The sequence below is a fragment of the Acidimicrobiales bacterium genome, assembly GCA_035547835.1.
Lineage (GTDB): Bacteria > Actinomycetota > Acidimicrobiia > Acidimicrobiales > Iamiaceae > DASZTW01.
In genome coordinates this window covers 245,589-263,528 of record DASZTW010000005.1, presented here as the reverse complement: position 1 = coordinate 263,528, position 17,940 = coordinate 245,589, and the positions used below count along the sequence as shown (strand labels likewise).

18 protein-coding genes are annotated in these 17,940 nt (G+C 71.2%); all 18 read left to right on the top strand.

Annotation, left to right across the window (positions count from 1 at the left end; translation table 11 throughout):
- Positions 1-10 precede the first annotated feature (10 nt).
- The 18 genes from VHA73_03645 to VHA73_03560 all read left to right on the top strand — a co-directional run bounded on the left by VHA73_03645 (position 11) and on the right by VHA73_03560 (position 17,929).
- A complete protein-coding gene (locus VHA73_03645; protein HVX17104.1) occupies positions 11-895 on the top strand; it encodes an ROK family protein in 885 nt (294 codons plus the stop codon).
- A 141-nt stretch (positions 896-1,036) separates the two neighbouring features.
- A complete protein-coding gene (locus VHA73_03640; GenBank protein HVX17103.1) occupies positions 1,037-1,366 on the top strand; it encodes a CAP domain-containing protein in 330 nt (109 codons plus the stop codon).
- Positions 1,367-1,451: 85 nt separating this feature from the next.
- Positions 1,452-1,724 (top strand): hypothetical protein, encoded by a 273-nt coding sequence (locus VHA73_03635; GenBank protein HVX17102.1) that lies wholly within the window; start codon positions 1,452-1,454, stop codon positions 1,722-1,724.
- A 146-nt stretch (positions 1,725-1,870) separates the two neighbouring features.
- On the top strand, positions 1,871-2,302 hold the full coding sequence (locus VHA73_03630; GenBank protein HVX17101.1) for a hypothetical protein: 432 nt from the start codon (positions 1,871-1,873) through the stop codon (positions 2,300-2,302).
- A gap of 40 nt (positions 2,303-2,342) precedes the next feature.
- Entirely contained in the window at positions 2,343-3,440 is a 1,098-nt protein-coding gene (locus VHA73_03625) for an enolase C-terminal domain-like protein (protein ID HVX17100.1), read from the top strand.
- Entirely contained in the window at positions 3,437-4,129 is a 693-nt protein-coding gene (locus VHA73_03620) for a hypothetical protein (protein ID HVX17099.1), read from the top strand. Before VHA73_03625 ends, VHA73_03620 begins: the two co-directional genes overlap by 4 nt.
- Before the next feature lie 116 nt (positions 4,130-4,245).
- Positions 4,246-4,746 carry a hypothetical protein gene (locus tag VHA73_03615; protein HVX17098.1) on the top strand — a complete coding sequence of 167 codons (501 nt, stop codon included), beginning with the start codon at positions 4,246-4,248 and terminating at the stop codon, positions 4,744-4,746.
- Between the two features lie 230 nt (positions 4,747-4,976).
- Positions 4,977-5,972, top strand: coding sequence for a 16S rRNA (cytosine(1402)-N(4))-methyltransferase RsmH (rsmH, locus tag VHA73_03610; protein ID HVX17097.1), 996 nt, complete (start codon positions 4,977-4,979; stop codon positions 5,970-5,972).
- 2 nt (positions 5,973-5,974) lie between these two features.
- Entirely contained in the window at positions 5,975-6,454 is a 480-nt protein-coding gene (locus VHA73_03605) for a hypothetical protein (protein HVX17096.1), read from the top strand.
- A 125-nt stretch (positions 6,455-6,579) separates the two neighbouring features.
- Positions 6,580-8,448, top strand: a complete 1,869-nt coding sequence (locus VHA73_03600; GenBank protein ID HVX17095.1) for a penicillin-binding protein 2 — start codon at positions 6,580-6,582, stop codon at positions 8,446-8,448.
- 5 nt (positions 8,449-8,453) lie between these two features.
- Entirely contained in the window at positions 8,454-9,887 is a 1,434-nt protein-coding gene (locus tag VHA73_03595) for a UDP-N-acetylmuramoyl-L-alanyl-D-glutamate--2,6-diaminopimelate ligase (protein ID HVX17094.1), read from the top strand.
- On the top strand, positions 9,884-10,933 hold the full coding sequence (gene mraY, locus VHA73_03590) for a phospho-N-acetylmuramoyl-pentapeptide-transferase (protein HVX17093.1): 1,050 nt from the start codon (positions 9,884-9,886) through the stop codon (positions 10,931-10,933). Before VHA73_03595 ends, mraY begins: the two co-directional genes overlap by 4 nt.
- The gene (murD, locus tag VHA73_03585; GenBank protein ID HVX17092.1) at positions 10,930-12,249 is read left to right on the top strand and encodes a UDP-N-acetylmuramoyl-L-alanine--D-glutamate ligase; all 1,320 of its coding nucleotides are present in this window, start codon (positions 10,930-10,932) and stop codon (positions 12,247-12,249) included. The genes mraY and murD overlap by 4 nt, the downstream gene beginning before the upstream one ends.
- A gap of 83 nt (positions 12,250-12,332) precedes the next feature.
- The gene (gene ftsW / locus VHA73_03580) at positions 12,333-13,610 is read left to right on the top strand and encodes a putative lipid II flippase FtsW (GenBank protein ID HVX17091.1); all 1,278 of its coding nucleotides are present in this window, start codon (positions 12,333-12,335) and stop codon (positions 13,608-13,610) included.
- Positions 13,607-14,725: a UDP-N-acetylglucosamine--N-acetylmuramyl-(pentapeptide) pyrophosphoryl-undecaprenol N-acetylglucosamine transferase gene (locus tag VHA73_03575; GenBank protein HVX17090.1), complete on the top strand. Its 1,119-nt coding sequence runs from the start codon at positions 13,607-13,609 to the stop codon at positions 14,723-14,725. The genes ftsW and VHA73_03575 overlap by 4 nt, the downstream gene beginning before the upstream one ends.
- Complete coding sequence (gene murC / locus VHA73_03570; protein HVX17089.1) at positions 14,718-16,145, top strand: UDP-N-acetylmuramate--L-alanine ligase; 1,428 nt, start codon at positions 14,718-14,720, stop codon at positions 16,143-16,145. Before VHA73_03575 ends, murC begins: the two co-directional genes overlap by 8 nt.
- A complete protein-coding gene (gene murB / locus VHA73_03565; protein HVX17088.1) occupies positions 16,142-17,125 on the top strand; it encodes a UDP-N-acetylmuramate dehydrogenase in 984 nt (327 codons plus the stop codon). The genes murC and murB overlap by 4 nt, the downstream gene beginning before the upstream one ends.
- Before the next feature lie 84 nt (positions 17,126-17,209).
- A complete protein-coding gene (locus VHA73_03560) occupies positions 17,210-17,929 on the top strand; it encodes an FtsQ-type POTRA domain-containing protein (protein ID HVX17087.1) in 720 nt (239 codons plus the stop codon).
- The last annotated feature ends 11 nt before the right edge of the window (positions 17,930-17,940 follow it).

Here is a 17,940-nt window from a genome sequence, read left to right as displayed (position 1 = left end):
GGTGCCGCCCGTGTCACATGTGCTTGCGGTCGACATCGGCGGCACCAAGTTGGCCGCCGGTGTGGTCGACGACACCGGCGAGGTGCTCCACCGCGCCAAGGTGCCCACTGCCGGCGACGGCCCCGACGGCCTGCTCGCGACGCTGGTCGCGTTGCTCGACGAGGTACGTGCCGTCGCGGCGGATCGCGGTGCAGGTGAACTGGGCGCTTGCGGGGTCGGCTGCGGCGGCCCGATGACCCGCACCGGTCGCGAAGTGTCGCCGCTCAACATCCCCCAGTGGCGTGACTTCCCCTTGGCCGCGCGTCTGGCCGAGGCCACTGGGTTGGCCGTGTACGTGGACAACGACGCCAAGGCGCTGGCGCTCGGCGAGGGATGGTGCGGCGCCGCGCAGGGCTGCACCGACTACCTGGCCATGGTCGTGTCGACTGGGGTCGGTGGCGGTCTGGTGGTCGACGGCCGGCTGCTCGATGGGCACGGTGGCAATGCGGGACATGTCGGGCACGTGATCGTCGAGCCGGACGGTCGTCCATGCGGGTGCGGCGCGATCGGCTGTCTGGAAGCCGAGGCGTCGGGGACGGCCATCCGTGCGATCACGGGCCGTCCGGCCGAAGAAGCGGGGCCCGAGGTGATCGAGCGCACGGGTCGTTTGGTGGGACGTGGCGTGGCGTCGGTGGTCAACCTGCTCGATCTCGAACTGGTCGTCGTGGCCGGATCCGTGGCGCTCGGATTCGGTGGCCCGTTCTTCGCTGCCGCTCAGGCTGCACTCGACGCGTCGGCTCGACTCGAGTTCAGCGCCGGTACCCGCATCGTGCCGGCCGGGCTGGGCGCCGAGGCTGGGCTGGTGGGCGCGGCGGCGATCGCGTTCCAGCAACTCGGTCACCGCGCCAAATCGTGAGCGACATCTCCTCAAGGCTCGGGGGCCCGTGCCGACAAGTGGGCCATGCGCCGTGGTCTCGTAGCTCTGACCGTCGCCCTCACGGCTGTGCTCTTGTTGGTTGGCTGCCGCTCGCAGCAGCAGAACCAAGTTGCCGACGCCGTGAACGGTGACCGAATCGCCCATCAACTCCCCGCACTCGCTCCCAGCGACATGCTCGACCTCAAAGCCCAAGCCTGGGCGGACCAACTCGCCCGCGACGGCTACCTCCACCATTCGACCCTGACAGCCGGGATCAGCGGCTGCTGGGTGCGGATCGGTGAGAACGTCGGTTACGGCGCGAGCATCGCCGGCGTCGAAGGCCAGTACATGGCATCGCCGCCGCACCGTGCCAACATCTTGAACTCGGCCTTCAACCGGGTCGGTGTGGGTTACGCCCGCACTGCGGACGGCCGAGTGTGGACGGTGCAGGAGTTCGCCCAGCTCTGCTGAGCGCTGCAGCTGACGCCGACGGCAGGGTGCCCTGGCCGGCTCGGTGAGCCGCTGGCCCCGTCGTGCAGGCCCATAGGATGCGCTCGTGACGGAGCGGGCCACATCCCCAATCGCGTGGTCGCTGGCCGCGACCCGTGCCGTGGTCCGGCGCCCCACGTTGTGGCCCACCGCGCTGGCGCAGGTGTGGCGGCTGGCAGGGAAGGGGTGGTGGCGGCGCGCTCCGTTCCTGCCGCTGCCGGACCGTGACTACCTCCGCTTTCGCGTCCACACGGCTTACGGAGTCGACCACGACCCGGATCCGTCCGACATCGTCACGTGGTTGACGTGGTGCCGAGCGTGGCGGCGAGTCGCCGGATGAGCACGTTCCACGGTCGGCTGGCCGCGTACCGTGCGGGCGAGAGGCCAAGGGCTTGCCGCCGCTGGCGACGATCGGGTTGACTCACCACCGCCGGTCATCCACCTCCATCGCAGCTCCGGCATCCACCCGCCCTCTGGAGTTGCCCCATGTCTGGACTCGCGCTGGTCGCCGCCATCTGGCTGCTCGCCGGACTCGGCTGGGTCATCGTGCGCTCGTTCGAGCGACGATCTGCGCTGCCGCGACGTCAGTTCCGTCGCGCCATGCGCTCCCTGGCGGCGTCCGTTTCGGTCAACGGCGATCGCCCGACCCCCGCGCTGCGCGGCGTCGGCGGCGGGTCCGGCCTCGGCCTCGGCCTCCCACCGATCACCTCGCTGACCCGGCCGCTGCCGCCATCGGTCACCGTCTTGCGGCGTCGGCGCCGCGTCGTCACGTGGTGCACGGTGGGGTTGGCCATCTTGACCTTGACGCTCGCCGCGATCGACCGCACCCGCGCGATGGCGGGCGCGGCTGCGGCCGCCACCGTCGTGGCCGTCGGGTACCAGGTCGTGCGCGAGTCGGTTCGCCGCGCCCACCGCTGACCCGCGGGCCCCCGGAGGCCGGCCGGTAGCGTCGGAGCCCATGGAGGCTGCCGACGTGCCGTTGCGCGGGATCGAGCTCCGACGGGTCCGGCTGCCGCTCGTACATCCCCACGGTGACGCCCGCGGCACGCAAGTCGAGCGCGATGTCGTGGTGGTCCGGGTCGAGACCGACGATGGCCGCACCGGCTGGGGCGAATGTCCCACGTTGTCCGCCCCCACTTACATCCCCGAGTACACCGACGGTGAGTGGCGCCTGCTCGTCGATCTGCTCGTGCCTTCGTTGCTCGGGGGCGCTGGGGCCCGACCAGTCGGTCACGCACCCGCGTGCTGGGCGATCGACACCGCGCTCGCCGACGTGCGGGCCCAGGCACACGGGTGCCCGTTGTCGTCGTTGTGGGCCGGGCCGGCGGGAGCCAGGGGCCGGGTCGCGTCGACCGCGGTCGTCGGCCTGGAGCGCGACCTCGACCAGCTCCACCGGCGGGTGGCGGCGGCACTCGAGCTCGGTCACCGTTCCGTCAAGGTCAAGATCGACCCGACTTGGCTGGTCGAACCGTTGACGGAGCTCCGGGCCACGTGGCCCGACCTCGACCTGTCGGCCGATGCCAACGGCAGCCTCGCCGAATGCGACGACCGCGACTACGACGCCGTCGAAGCGCTGGGGTTGGCGTACCTCGAGCAACCCCTTGCTCCCGACGACCTCACCGGGTCGGCCGCGCTCGCCGCTCGCCTGCGGACACCGGTGGTGCTCGACGAGTCGGTGACGTCCAGTGGCGCGGTCGCCACGATCGTGGCGCTCGGCGCGGCGGATGGGGTGAACGCGAAGCCCGGCCGGCTCGGCCGCGAATCCATCGCAGTGGCGCGAGCAGCGCACGACTCGGGGCTCGAAGTCCTCTGCGGCGGGATGCTCGAGACCGGGATCGGCCGGGCCGCTGCGCTGGCGGTGGCCGCCTTGCCGGCGTTCACCCTCCCCGCCGACCTCGGGCCTTCCACGTCGTACTTCGAGCGTGACCTCACCGAGCCGTTCGACCTCGACGCGCGCGGCACGCTCGAAGTGCCGGGGGGTGTGGGCCTCGGTGTGGTACCCGACCCACAGCACCTCGACGTGTGCACCGTCGAGCAGGTCTGGATCGGACGTTGACGTCTGGTTGGCGCGTCGAGCACGCGCATGGCAGCGCCGGCGTGCTGCATGGCCGCGCGCTCTCGCCGCCCGTCGAACGCACGATGTGGCTGCTCGAAGTCGACCGGCCCGCCGTCGTGCTCGGCAGCACCCAACCCGACGCGATCGTCGATCGCGCGGCCGCCGACGCGGCGGGAGTCGAGATCGTCCGGCGGCGCAGTGGTGGCGGAGCGGTGCTCTTGGAGCCCGGTGGCGCGTGGTGGGTCGACCTGGTGATCCCCCGCGGCGATCCGTGCTGGCACGACGACGTGGGGGTGGCGGCTGCGTGGGTCGGTGAAGCGTGGCGGTCCGCGGTCGCAACGGTGCTCGACGCGCCGACGTTGTCCGTGCACGCGGGCGCCATGGTGCACACGGAGTGGTCGCGGTTGGTGTGCTTCGCCGGTGTCGGGCCGGGCGAGGTGATGGGTCGTCGACCCGGCGGTGGCTTGGCCAAGGTGGTGGGCATCGCCCAGCGGCGCACCCGGTACAGCGCGACGTTCCAGTGCGCGCTCCACCGCCGTTGGGACCCCGCAGCGCTCGTTCGCCTGCTCGATCTCGCACCCGCCGAGCGGGCGCGCGCCGAGGCCGCGCTCGCCGTCGCCGCATGGGAAGTCCCGGCCGATCCGGCGCGCTTGGAGGCCGCGCTGCTGGACGCCTTGCCGTCGGGCTGACGCCACCCTGGCGGCGACCTCACCCCTGAGCCCCGCCTGGCGACGTGGAACGTCGTGGTTCTTCCGTGCTTTGCCATCGTTGACCGGTGGAGAGCAGTGGTTTATGGTGGTTCGCAGTGGAGGAGTCGGGAGTACCCGTGCAGCACGAGGGAACCGCCGTGGCGGCGACCTTCTCCGCGGGCGCCCCCGACCTGTTCGGCGGTGAGTGGGACCGCACGATCGACGACAAGGGGCGCATCGTGGTGCCGTCCGAGCACCGCCCCCACCTGGCCGCCGGGGCCCGTGTCCGGGTGTGGGCCGGCCCGTGCATCGCCCTGTTCCCGCTCGACTACCTCAAGCTGATCTCCGCCGACTTGCGCGCCCGTGCACGCGACGGCGTGGCCGCTCGCCGCGTGCACGACACGCTGTGGGTCCGAGCCGTGGAGGCCACCCCCGACGCGCAGGGACGTATCCACCTCCCCGAGGCGATGCGTGCCGAGGTGGGTGTCACCTCCGAGGTCCACCTCGTCGGAGTGGGCACGCACATCGAGATGTGGCCGCCCGAACGATGGGATGACGTCCGCGCCGACGGCGAGGCGTTGCTCATGGACCACGTGAACACGGGACTGGGGATCTGACCGTGTCCACGTCTGCCGTTCGCCGGCTCCCCACCCGCCACTGCCAATCCCCACGCACCGATCGGTCGTCCGCAGTCCCTCGGCCGGCAAGATGGCAAGCCCCTTCTCCGCCCGCTTTCCATCTCGCCTGGTTGGAGAGACAACCGGCTGGGCATTCGCCGGCCGGGGGGCTGCCGACCATCGATCCGTGCGTCCGGATTCCGTGGCCGAAGCAGCAAGGAGCGGCGTCCATGGCGCCTTCACGTACCTCGCCTGCCGGCGAGTTCCGCCACGAGCCCGTCTTGGTCGAGCGTGTGCTCGAAGTGTTCGCCGAAGTCCCGCCGGGCCTGGTCGTCGACGGCACGTTGGGCGCGGCCGGCCACGCCAGCGCGCTGCTGCGGGCCCGCGACGACATCGCGCTGTTGGGGATCGACCGGGATCCGGTGGCCCTGCGGGCCGCGTCGCGCACGCTCGAGCGGTTCAGCGGCCGGAGCCGCCTCGCCCGCGCCCGCTTCGATTCGCTCGCCGCGCTGGCGACCACGACCGCCGCCGAGCTGGGCGTGCCGATCACCGGTGTGCTGCTCGACCTCGGCGTCTCCTCGCCGCAGTTCGACGACGCAGACCGCGGGTTCAGCTACCGCTTCGACGCCCCGCTCGACATGCGGATGGACCCCGACCAACGCTTCTCGGCCGACGACGTCGTGAACGGCTACGACGCCGCCGAGCTCGCGCGGATCATCGAGGCCCACGCCGACGAGCGTTTCGCGCGCCGAATCGCGGACGCCGTCGTGGCGGCGCGTCCGGTGCGAACCACGGGCGCGCTGGCCGACGCGATCCGCGACGCGATGCCGGCGGCGGCGCGCCGCCGGCGGGGCCATCCCGCGAAGCGCACCTTCCAGGCGATCCGCATCGAGGTCAACGACGAGCTGCGAGTGCTGGCCGCGTCGCTGTCTCCGGCGATCGACGTGCTCGCCCCGGGCGGGCGGATCGCGGTGATCAGCTACCACTCCGGCGAGGACCGCATCGTGAAGGACGCCTTCCGTCAGGCCGTCACTGGCGGCTGCATCTGCCCGCCACAGCTGCCGTGCGTGTGCGGTGCCGTGCCGGTCGCCCGGACGATCGGTCGCCAAGGGGCCCGGCCCACGGCCGACGAAGTGACCCGCAACCCGCGCGCCGAGAGCGCCCGTTTGCGGGTCCTCCAGAAGCTCACACCTGACGAGGCCCGCGCGGCCGTGGAGGGTCGCTGACGATGGCTGCCACCACGGCTCCTGCCCGGCGTACGGCGACGGCCGTCCCCCGCCGTGCCACCACGACCACCCGCCGGCCCGATCTCCGCGTCGTCGACCCGCGGCCGTGGCGCATCCGGCGGGGTGTGGTGGTGGTCGCGGCGCTCGTCTTCGTGTTCGGCGCGCTGCTCGCGTCGGCCGTGTTCCACGCGCTGCTCGCGCAAGGACAGCAACGCCTCGACCACTTGAACAGCCAGGTGTCCGACGCGCAGCAGACCTATGACCGCCAGCGGCTCGAGGTCGACCGCCTGTCCGCTCCCGACCGGATCGTGTCCCGAGCCGAGCAACTCGGGATGGTGACGCCGACCACGGTCGAGACCATCACCCCTGCGCCAGGGACCGGCGCCGAGATCGCCGACGTGCCGGGTGACAACACGCCCGCGCCCGCCGACGCCAACACCGGGTACGCCACCGTCAAGCCCTATCTGGGCACGGATCGGTGACCGCTCGGCCAAGGACGGGTCGGGCGGTTCCGCAACGCCGCGCGAGCGGAGCCGCCCGCCGCCCTGCATCGCGGGGCCGAGGGTCCCGCGCGGTCGCACGGCGCCGGTTGGGGGGCCTGTTCGGCGTGTTCGTCTTGTTGTTCTGCGCAGCGGTCGCCCGCCTTGCCGACGTGCAAGTGCTGCAACCCGGACGCTACGTCCACCTCGGCGAAGAGCAGCGCGTGGTCCGCGAATCGCTGCCGGCCGGGCGCGGCACGATCTTCGATCGCAATGGCGTCGAGCTGGCCATGTCGGTTCCCCAGCAGACCGTCTTCGCGGACCCGAGCATGATCCACGACCCGGTCGCCACTGCCCAGAAGCTGGCACCCGTGCTCGGTCTCGATCCGGGTGCGCTGGCGCAGGAGCTGCACCGTTCCGGACGTTTCGTGTACCTGGCGCGGACCGTGCCCGACTCCGTGGCGCGCAAGGTGACGAATCTGCATCTCCAAGGCATCGCGTTGATGCCCGAATACGACCGGATCCGCCCTGCGGGCGACCTCGGTTCGGGGGTGCTCGGTGTCACCACGGTGGATGGCCAGGGGATCGCCGGGCTCGAGCGTCAGTACGACTCGCTGTTGCGCGGAACCCCGGGCTCGGCGGAGTACGAGCACTCCAAGGCCGGCACCATCGCCGGGGCGCCCCGCAAGGTGGACCCGGCCCGACCGGGCGACGACCTCGTGCTCACGCTCGATCGCGGCTTGCAGTACCAGACCGAGCAGTTGCTCGCCGACCAGGTGAAGACGACTGGATCGCACGGCGGCATCGCGATCGTGTCGGACCCGTCGACAGGCAACATCTTGGCGATCGCGAACGTGCAGCGCGACTCCACCACGAACAAAGTGACCGCGTCGTCGAACAACGCGGCGCTCACCACGGTCTTCGAGCCCGGCTCGGTCAACAAGGTCATCACGGTCTCCGCCGCGCTGGAAGAGCACAAGGTGACGCCGTCCACCTGGTTCCACGTGCCGTCGGAGCTCTACCTGGGCGGTGCGCGCTTCACCAACGCCGAGGCCGAGCCTTCGGACCAGACGGTGTCGGACATCTTGACGATCTCGTCGAACCTCGGGACGATCGGCATCGCCCGCGAGCTCGGCGGCAACGTCGTGAACGACTACCTCCACAAGTTCGGGTTCGGCACCAAGACGGCGCTCGACTTCCCCAACGAGGCGGCCGGGATCATGTTGCCGCTCGATCAGTGGAGCGGGTCGTCCATCGGCTCGATCCCGATCGGGCAGGGGATCGCCGTGACCGCTCTGCAGATGCTCGAGGCCTACAACGTGATCGCCAACAACGGCGTGTATGTGGCACCGCGGCTCGTCGACGCGACCATCGACCAGCGGGGCGTGGAGCATCGTCGCCCCGCATCCGCCAGCCACCGGGTCGTGTCGGCCACCACGGCACGGCAAGTGCGCGGCATGCTCGTGAACGTGGTCCGGCACGGTACGGGCACCAACGCGGCCATCCCCGGCTACACGGTGGCCGGCAAGACCGGTACCGCTCGCAAGCCGGTCGCCGACCACGTCCCCGGCGACGGCTACAAGGACGCGAGTGGCTACCACTACGTGTCGACGTTCGTGGGCATGGCGCCTGCGGAGAACCCCCGCCTGTCGATCATCGTGGTGATGGACGAGCCGACCAAGGGCTTCTACGCCGCCGAAGTCGCGGCACCGTTGTTCAGTCGACTCGGTGCACTGGCGTTGCGCACATTGCGGATCCCGCCGGCGGCCCCGGGCGACAACCCGTTCGCCGACATCCCGGCGCTCAGCTCCGACGCGGCTGCGTCGAGCAAGTCGGAGCGGGCCGTCGGCCCCGGTGCCGCCAACACCCCCGCGCCTCAGTCCTCGACCACGGCGCCCACGTCGTCCACCCGTTCGTCCTCATCGTCCACTTCCGCGCCTGCTTCCAACACCGCTGCGCCCCGCACGGCCACGACCCGTTCCTCCTACGGGGGTTGACCATGATGGTCGACGAGCTCTGGGCCGCCATGGAGGCAGCACCAGGCTGGGACGGCGCCATACGGCGCGGATCGACTGGCGCGGGACTCGACGTGCGCGACGCGCACCACGATTCGCGCGATGCCGCCCCTGGCACCTTGTTCTGCTGTGTCACCGGCCAGTCCCATGACGGCCACCGGTACGCGCCCGCCGCCGTGGAGGCTGGTGCGGTCGCGTTGTTGTGCGAGCGCGAGCTCGACCTCGCCGTCCCGCAGTTCGTGGTGACGTCGACCCGCGCCGCCATGGGAGAGGTCGCCGCGGCGATCCACGGGCGGCCCGCCGACCGGCTGGCCATGGTCGGGGTCACCGGCACGAACGGCAAGACCACCGTCGTGCACCTGCTCGACGCGATCTTCACCGCAGCAGGTCGCCGGTCGCGGGCGGTCGGCACACTCACCGGTGCCAGGACCACGCCCGAGGCCACCGACCTGCAGCGCCTGCTGGCCACGTTCGTGGCCGACGGAGTCGACACGGTCGCGATGGAAGTGTCGAGCCACGCGCTCGTGCAGCACCGGGTCGACGGCGTTCGTTACGACGTCGCCGTCTTCACGAACTTGTCGCGCGACCACCTCGACTACCACCACGACATGGCCGAGTACTTCCGAGCCAAGGCCTTGCTGTTCGAGCCGGTCCGGGCGCGCAAGGCGGTCGTCAACCTCGACAGCCCCGAGGGGCGCCTGCTCCACGATGCTGCCCGCGTGCCGACGGTCGGGTACTCGCTCGGCGATGTCAGCGACTTGGAGCTCGACGTCCGCGGCAGCAGCTTTCGCTGGCGCGACCTCGACGTCCGCCTCGCGCTCGCCGGCGACTTCAACGTGTCGAACGCGCTGGCCGCTGCCACCGCCGCGGTCGAGCTGGGCGTGGACCCGGCCGACGTGGTGGCCGGTCTGGCTGCCGCCGGCACGGTGCCCGGGCGGTTCGAGCTGGTCGACGAAGGCCAGCCGTTCACGGCCATCGTCGATTTCGCCCACACCCCCGACGGCCTTCATCGCGCGTTGGCGTCGGCGCGTGGCCTGGCCGGCGAACGGCACGTCTTGGTCGTGTTCGGGGCGGGTGGCGACCGCGACCGATCGAAGCGACCGGAGATGGGTGCGGCCGCAGCACAAGGCGCAGACCTGGTCGTTCTCACCTCGGACAACCCCCGCAGTGAGGATCCGCTGGCGATCATCGAAGCCGTGCGTTCGGGTGCGACCTCCGCATCTGACACGCTGGAGCTGGTCGTCGAGCCCGACCGATCAGCCGCCATCGCGTTGGCGGTGGCGCGCGCCCAGCCGGGCGACGTCGTGCTGATCGCCGGGAAAGGACACGAAACCACTCAGACGATCGGCGCGCGCGTGCTGCCGTTCGACGACCGTGAGGTCCTTCGCGACGCGCTGCGCCACACGGAGAACCGCCCATGATCGCCCTGCTGCTCGCCGGGTCCATCTCGCTCGCCCTGTCGCTGCTCGGCACCCGCCTGCTGATCGGTTGGCTCACTGCCCTGAAAGTCGGTCAGCCCATCCGCGAGGAGGGCCCGAAAGGCCACGTCACCAAAGCGGGCACCCCCACCATGGGCGGCATCGCGATCGTCGGCTCCGCGGCCATCGGCTACGCCGTGGCGCACGTGCGCCACGGCCTGCTGTTCACCCGCACCGGGATGCTCGTGATGGCGCTGATCATCGCCGGTGGGGCGGTCGGGCTCGCCGACGACTGGATCAAGGTGTGGCAGGAGCGCAACCTCGGGCTGAACAAGCGGGCCAAAGCCGGGGGCTTGTTGGTGGTCGCGCTGGCGTTCGCGATCGCCGTGGTGAAGCTCACCGCCATCCACACCGAGGTGTCGCTCACCCGCTACAACAACTTCAGCAGCTTCCACCTCAGCAAACCGGTCTGGGTGATCTGGGCGGTACTGCTCATCGTGGGCACGACCAACGCCGTGAACCTCACCGATGGCCTCGACGGCCTCGCGGCGGGGTCGAGCCTCTATGCGTTCGCGGTGTTCGTGGTGATCGGCTACTGGGCGTTTCGCCACCCGAACTACAGCGTGGCCCACGCGCTCGATCTGGCCGTCGTCGCTTCCGCGATGGTGGGTGCGTGTGCGGGGTTCTTGTGGTGGAACGCCGCGCCTGCACGGATCTTCATGGGCGATACCGGCGCCCTTGCCATCGGCGCGGGCCTGGCCGGGTTGGCGCTCACGTTGAACACCCAATTGCTGTTGTTGATCATCGGCGCGCTGTTCGTGGTGGAGACGCTGTCGGTGATCATCCAGGTGGCGAGCTTCCGGATCTTCGGCCGCCGGGTGTTCCGGATGGCCCCGATCCATCACCACTTCGAGCTGAGGGGGTGGCCGGAGACGACGGTGATCATCCGGTTCTGGATGCTCGCGGGGCTGTGCGCGGCGTTGGCTCTCGGCATCTACTACGCCGACTTCAACGCGCACCTCTCGATGCTCGGCAAGGGCGCCGAGTGAGCACCGCGCTCGTCGTCGGGCTCGGCGTGACCGGGCAGGCGCTGGTCGGAGCGTTGCGGCGCCACGGCCACGACGTGACCGTGGTCGACGACCGTCCCGCCGCGGCGACCCGAGCGGCCGCGGTCGAGCTCGGCGTCGACTTGGTGGAGGCGCCCGATCCCGCGGTGCTCGACGCGCTGGTGCGGCGCGCCGACCTGGTGTTGCCGAGCCCCGGCGTGCCGGACCACCACCCGGTGTTCGCGGCGGCGGCCGCGGCCGCCGTGCCCGTGCGCAGCGAGCTCGACCTGGCCGCGGACTGGGATCAGCGGCCGTTCCTCGCCATCACCGGGACGGATGGCAAGACCACGGTCGTGTCGTTGGTCGTGGCGATGTTGCGGGCATCGGGCCTCCGTGCAGTCGAGGCGGGCAACACCGAAGTGCCCCTCGTGGCGGCGATCGCCGACCCGTCACCCGAGGTCTTCGTGGTCGAGGCGTCGTCGTTCCGGCTGGCAGCCATCGACACGTTCCGGGCCAAGGTCGGCACGTGGCTGAACTTCGCGCCCGACCACCAAGATGCGCACGCCAACCTCGCCCGCTACGAGGCTGCCAAGGCCAAGGTGTTCGAGGCGGTCGCGACGGATGGCCTGGCTGTCGCCAACGCCGATGATCCCGTCGTGGTGGCCCACGCGAAGGTCGCCCCCCGGGTCGAGACGTTCGGACTCGGCCCGGGTGCGGACTGGCACGTGGCCGGGTCCGACCTCTGCACGCCGGACGGAACACCGTGGGTTCGCACGGCCGACCTGTGGCGGACGTTTCCCCACGACTTGTCCAACTTCCTGGCGGCGGCCGCCACTGCGGTCGGGGGCGGGGCCACGCTTGCCGGTGCGGAGGCAGCAGCCGTTGCCTTCCAAGGTCTCCCTCACCGGGTCAGTTTCGTGGCCGAGTCGGGTGGGGTCCGCTGGTACGACGACTCGAAGGCCACCGCGCCGCACGCCACCCTCGCAGCGATCGCCGCCTTCGATCGGGTGGTGCTGATCGCAGGAGGCCGGAACAAGGGCCTCGACCTCGCCACGTTGGGCCGAGCAGCGGACCGCCTGCGTGGCGTCGTCGCGATCGGGGAGGCCGCCGCCGATGTGACTGCCGCGCTGGCGGGCCACGCACCGGTGGTGCAGGCCGGGTCCATGGACGAGGCCGTCGCGGCGGCGCGTGACCTCGCCGGTCCCGGCGATGCCGTGTTGTTGTCACCCGGATGCGCATCGTTCGACTGGTACGGCTCGTACCGCGAACGAGGCGACGACTTCATCCGTGCCGTAACCGAGCTCCTGGGGGCCAGATGAGCACTCGAACCGGAACCCGACCCGCCGGACCTCGCTCTGGCAAGGGTGCCGCTGGCACCAAGTCGCGCCCGTCGTCCCCTCCGGTGCGCCCGACCGCCCGCGCGGCGCGTCCGACCCGCGCCGCTGGCTCGTCGAGCCGCGCCGCCGCCTCGCCGAGCAACGGCTTTTGGCTGCTGGCCTTGGTGGTCGTCGTGTTGTGCCTCGTCGGGCTCGTGATGGTGCTGTCCGCGTCGTCGGTGATGTCGCTCGACACGACGGGTTCGTCGTGGACGTACTTCATCAAGCAGGCGATGTGGGTCACCGTCGGCGCCGGGGCGCTGTTGGTGTGCATGGCGTGCGACCTGCGGGTCATCCGCCGGATCGGCCCGCTGGCGTTGTTCGCGGCGGCCGGGATGTTGTTCTTGGTGTTGGTGCCGGGCCTGGGCGTGAGCGCCAACGGTTCTACCCGCTGGCTCGGCTTCGGGTCGCTGTCGATCCAGCCGGCCGAGTTCGCCAAGTTGGCGGTGCTGGTGTTCGTGGCTGATCTGCTCGCCCGGCGCGCCGATCGCGTGCACGACCCGCGATTCTCGATTCGGCCTGTGATGGCCGTGGCCGGTCTCTTCGCGGTGCTGTTGATGCTGCAGCCGAACCTCGGCACCACGATCATCCTCGTGTCGATCGTGATGGTGATGTTGTTCGTCGCCGGCGCACCCGGCCGGGAGCTGATGGGTTGGGGGACGGTCGGGCTGGCCGCCGCGGTGCTGCTCGCGCTGGCGGCCCCGTACCGCCGGGCCCGGGTGTTGGCGTTCCTGCACCCGTGGGCGGATCCGGCCAACACCGGCTACCAGCTCATCCAGTCGCAGGTCGGGCTCGCCGATGGTGGCTTCCTCGGGCTGGGCCTCGGGGCGTCGCGGGCCAAGTGGGGCTTCTTGCCGTATGCCCACACCGACTTCATCTTCGCGATCGTCGGCGAGGAGCTCGGGTTGTTGGGCGCGGCGCTCGTGGTGATCCTGTTCGTCGCGCTGGCCTTTCTCGGCGTGCGCGCCGCGGTCCGCACCAACGATCGATTCTCGATGCTGCTGGCGGTGGGCGTGACGACGTGGATCACGTTGCAGGCCTTCGTGAACATCGGCGCGGTGATCGGCATCCTGCCGATCACCGGCGTGCCGCTGCCGTTCTTGTCGTTCGGTGGTTCGTCCGTCTTGTTCACGATGGCCGCGACCGGTCTCCTGTTGAACGTCGCCCGCCACCCCGAGCCTGCCCATGCCCGCACACGCGCGCGTGCGCCGCGCGGGGCGTCGACTCGCGCCCGCGCCGGCGCACGCCGGCCCGTACCCGCCGGCGCCGGCGGGGGTCGGCTGCTCGGCGCCCGACTGCGGTGAGCACCGGGGGCCCCGGCGGGGTCCTGATCGCGGGCGGCGGCACCGCCGGGCACCTCCTGCCAGGTCTGGCAGTGGCGCAGGCCCTCGTCGAGGGGGGCCGTGATCGCGCCACGATCCACTTCGTCGGCGCGGTCCGGGGCCCCGAGTCCGACCTCGTCCCGAAGGCGGGCTTCACCGTCGAGGTTCTCCCCGGACGCGGGATCCAGCGTCGTCTGACGTGGGCCAACGTCCGCGCGGTCGCCGATCTGGTCCAGGCGCTGTTCCGCGGCATCATGGTCGTCCGCCGACGTCGACCCGCGGTCGTCGTGGTGCTCGGGGGTTACGCGTCGGCGGCGTGCGGCATCGGTGCCGTTCTGTGGCGCGTGCCGATCGTCTCGCTGGAGCAGAACAAGAAGGCCGGCGCCGTGAACCGGCTGCTGCGATGGTTCACCACGGCAGCGGCCGTGTCGTTCGAGGGCACGGACCTGCCGCGAGCGACGGTGACCGGCAACCCGCTCCGGCCCGAGATCCGGCACATGGCCGAGCACCCCGAGCCCGCAGCCGCTCGACTGGCGTTGGGGCTGCCCGCGGACCGCACGGTGATCGGGGTGTTCTCCGGGTCGCTCGGGTCTCGGCGGATCAACGAAGCGGTGCGGGAGGTGGTGGAGCGATGGGCGGACCGTTCCGACCTCGCCGTGCGCCATGTCATCGGACGGCGCGATTTTGCGACGTACCTGCAGACGGCTCCCCACCCTCCGTCCAGCGGCATGGTGTACCAGGTGGTCGAGTACGAGGATCGTGTCGAGTTGCTCCTCGACGCCGCCGATCTGGTGGTCACCCGCGCCGGTGGCACGGTCTTCGAGTTGATGGCCGCAGGGCTGCCGGCGATCCTCGTGCCGCTGCCGATCGCCACGCGTGATCACCAGACCGCCAACGCCGAGGCGGTGGCGGCCACCGGTGGGGCCGTCGTGGTGCCCGACGCCGACCTCGATGGGGATCGCCTCGAAGCCGAGCTCGCCACCCTGCTCGCCGATCCCGACCGCCTCGTCCGCATGCGCAAGGCGATGCGGACCGCCGCGAGCATCGACGCAGCCGACAAGGTCGCGGCGGTGATCGAAGATGTGGTGCATGGCTGACGACGCACGATCCGCGATTCGCCCGGGTGGCGCCCCTCTCCTCGATCTCGCAGGGCCGCCGATCACCGTGCACGTCATCGGCGCGGGCGGCGCGGGGATGAACGCCATCGCGTCGGTCCTGCTCGCCATGGGCCACTCGGTCACCGGCACCGATCTCAAGGAGTCCAACGGGCTCACCCGGCTGCGCGCCCAAGGCGGGGTCGTCCATGTCGGCCACGACGCAGCACACCTCGGCGCGCCCGACGTGGTCGCAGTGTCCACGGCGGTTCCCGAGGACAACCCCGAGGTCCGCGCGGCGCGCGAGCGCGGGATTCCCGTCCTGCGACGCGCCGAGATCCTGGCGGCGATCGCAGCGACCCGGCGCACGGTCGCAGTGTCGGGCACGCACGGCAAGACCACGACCTCATCGATGCTCGCCCTGGCGCTGGTCGGATCCGCGCTGGCGCCATCGTTCATCATCGGCGGCGATCTCAACGAGATCGGCAGTGGGGCGGTGTGGACGGACGGCGAGCTGTTCGTGGTGGAAGCCGACGAGAGCGACGGCACCTTCCTCGAACTGCCCGCCGATTCGGTGGTCGTCACCAACGTGGAGGCCGACCACCTCGACCACTACGGCGACCTCGCGCACGTCAAGAAGGCGTTCGAGCAGTTCGTGCGCCAGGCGCCCGGTGTGCAGGTGGTCGGGATCGACGAGCCCAACGGCGCCGAGCTGGCCCGGGTGACTGGAGCGATCACGTACGGAACCGCGGCTGGTGCCGACTACTGGATCGCGGAGCCGACGATCCGCCAAGTGGGCGCGACCGGCACGATCGTGCGTCGGGGCGAAGTGCTCGGGAGGCTCACGCTCCCGGTGCCGGGCCTGCACAATCTTCGCAACGCCACCGCGGCGCTCGCCATGGCGATGGAGCTCGGCGCCGACTTCGACCGCGTGGCCCGCGCGCTGGGTCGATTCGGTGGCGTCGCCCGGAGGTTCCAGTTCCGTGGCGAGGTCGGCGGCGTCACGTTCGTCGATGACTACGCCCACAACCCCGGCAAGGTGCGGGCGGTGATGGAGGCCGTCGAGGGTACCGGGTGGACCCGAGTGGTGGCGGTGTTCCAACCCCACCGGTACAGCCGCACGCAAGACCTGTGGCGCGAGTTCGGCGACGCGTTCCCGGGTGCGGACCTCGTCGTGGTCACCGACGTATATGGCGCGGGCGAGACGCCACGCCCCGGAGTGTCGGGCCACCTCGTCGTCGAAGCGATCCTCGCGGCGCGACCTGGCCAGACCGTGGTGTACCTGCCCCAGCGGCGCGACGTCGTCGACTACCTCGCCGGTCACCTGCGAACGGGGGACTTGTGCCTGACGCTCGGCGCGGGCGACGTGACCACTTACCCGTCCGAGATCATGACCCGGCTCCGGGAGCGCGCGGAGGAATGAGCCGGCGGGATCGGAAGGGGCTGCGGGATCGGAAGGGGCTGGTCGAGCTCGATGCACGCTTGCGGGCGCGCTTCGGCGGCGAGGTCGAGACCGATGCGCCGCTGGGTGCGCGCACCACGTACCGGGTCGGCGGGTCCGCTGCCCGTCTGGTGCGAGTGGACGATCACGACGAGCTGGCCGCGCTGGCGTCGGCCACCGCGGGCTCGGACGTGCCGATCCTGATCGTGGGCAAGGGCTCGAACCTGCTGGTCGCGGACCGAGGCTTTCCGGGTCTCGCTGTCCTGCTCGGTGACGGGTTCGCCGAGATCGATGTCGACGTGGCGCACGGCGAGGGCGTCGGGGTGGTCGATGCCGGGGGAGCAGCGTCGCTGCCGGTCGTGGCCCGCCGGACCGCCGCGGCGGGGCTGACCGGCTTCGAGTGGGCCGTGGGTGTGCCCGGCTCGATAGGTGGTGCGGTGCGCATGAACGCGGGTGGCCACGGTTCCGACATGGCAGCCAGCCTCGAGGGGGTCCGCGTGATCGACCTCGCGACCGGCGAGGATGGATTCGTGTCAGCTGGGTCGCTCGCCCTCCGATACCGCAGCTCCTCGGTGACGGCGAGCCAGGTGGTCTCCCTCGCCCGGTTGCGGCTGGTCGTCGGCGACCGAGCGGCATCCGAAGCCGAGATCAGCGAGATCGTGCGCTGGCGTCGCGCCAACCAGCCAGGCGGACAGAACGCGGGGTCGGTGTTCGCCAACCCGCCCGGCGACTCCGCCGGCCGGTTGATCGACGCAGCGGGCTGCAAGGGCTTGCGGATCGGCAGCGCCGAGGTGTCGCCGAAGCACGCCAACTTCATCCAGGCCGACGCCGGCGGATCCGCCGACGACGTGTTCGCGCTGCTGGTCGAGGTGCGCCGCCGGGTGCACGAGTCCTCCGGCATCGTCCTCCACCCGGAGAACCGACTCATCGAGCTCGGACCTCTACCTGACCTCGAGGCCTGATTGCCGACCGCCAGCCCGCCCCGTGCACGCTCGACCCCACGTCGACCCGGGGTCGACCCTCGCCTGCGCGCCCGTCGCATCGAGGTGCAACGCGAACGGGGGCGCAAGCGGCTGCACCGGGTGGTTGCGCTCGGGGCGCTCGTGGCGTTGTCGGCCATCGCGTACGGCGTCACGCGCACACCGCTGCTGGCCGTGCAGCACGTCCGGGTCAGCGGAGGCGATCAGGTTCGGCCCGCGGCGATCCAGGCCGCGTCGGGTATCCGCAACGGTGCGCCCATGCTCGACGTGTCGACTGGCGCGGCCGCCCGGCGCATCGAGCAACTGCCGTGGGTCGCCGATGCATCCGTGCAACGCAAGTGGCCGCGCACCATCGTGATCAAGGTTGCGGAGCGCCAGCCCGCCGCGCAGCTCGCCGACGGGAAGCAGTGGCTGGTCGTCGACCTCGCCGGCCGCGTGCTCGAACGTCGGTCATCATCGTCATCGGACCTTGCCACCGTCGTGTGGCAGGGCAGCCGCGTGGCTCCGGGCTCGACCCTCGCCGTTCCGGCCGCGTTGTTGCGGCTGGCCGACGCGCTCCCGACCGAACTGCGCGAGGCGCCGGCGACCGTGTCGCTCGATGGGTCGCTGTTGGTGGTGAACCTGCCGGGGGGCGCGGTCATCCGGGTGGGGGACACGACGGCGTTGCGCGACAAGCTCGTTGCCGCGGTCACGCTGCTCGAGACACCGGCTGCCCACTGCGCCGCGGTCATCGATGTGCAGGTGCCGACTGCGCCAACCTTGACCACGAAGCAAGGGTGCGCCTAGCGTGTCCAACC

Bases quoted from the DNA above. Each gene is read 5' to 3' on its own strand.
- VHA73_03630 (HVX17101.1), top strand. From the start codon at position 1,871: ATGTCTGGACTCGCGCTGGTCGCCGCCATCTGGCTGCTCGCCGGACTC.
- VHA73_03595 (HVX17094.1), top strand. From the start codon at position 8,454: ATGGTCGACGAGCTCTGGGCCGCCATGGAGGCAGCACCAGGCTGGGAC.
- VHA73_03625 (HVX17100.1), top strand. From the start codon at position 2,343: ATGGAGGCTGCCGACGTGCCGTTGCGCGGGATCGAGCTCCGACGGGTC.
- rsmH (HVX17097.1), top strand. From the start codon at position 4,977: ATGGCGCCTTCACGTACCTCGCCTGCCGGCGAGTTCCGCCACGAGCCC.
- mraY (HVX17093.1), top strand. From the start codon at position 9,884: ATGATCGCCCTGCTGCTCGCCGGGTCCATCTCGCTCGCCCTGTCGCTG.
- VHA73_03605 (HVX17096.1), top strand. From the start codon at position 5,975: ATGGCTGCCACCACGGCTCCTGCCCGGCGTACGGCGACGGCCGTCCCC.
- murC (HVX17089.1), top strand. From the start codon at position 14,718: ATGGCTGACGACGCACGATCCGCGATTCGCCCGGGTGGCGCCCCTCTC.
- murB (HVX17088.1), top strand. From the start codon at position 16,142: ATGAGCCGGCGGGATCGGAAGGGGCTGCGGGATCGGAAGGGGCTGGTC.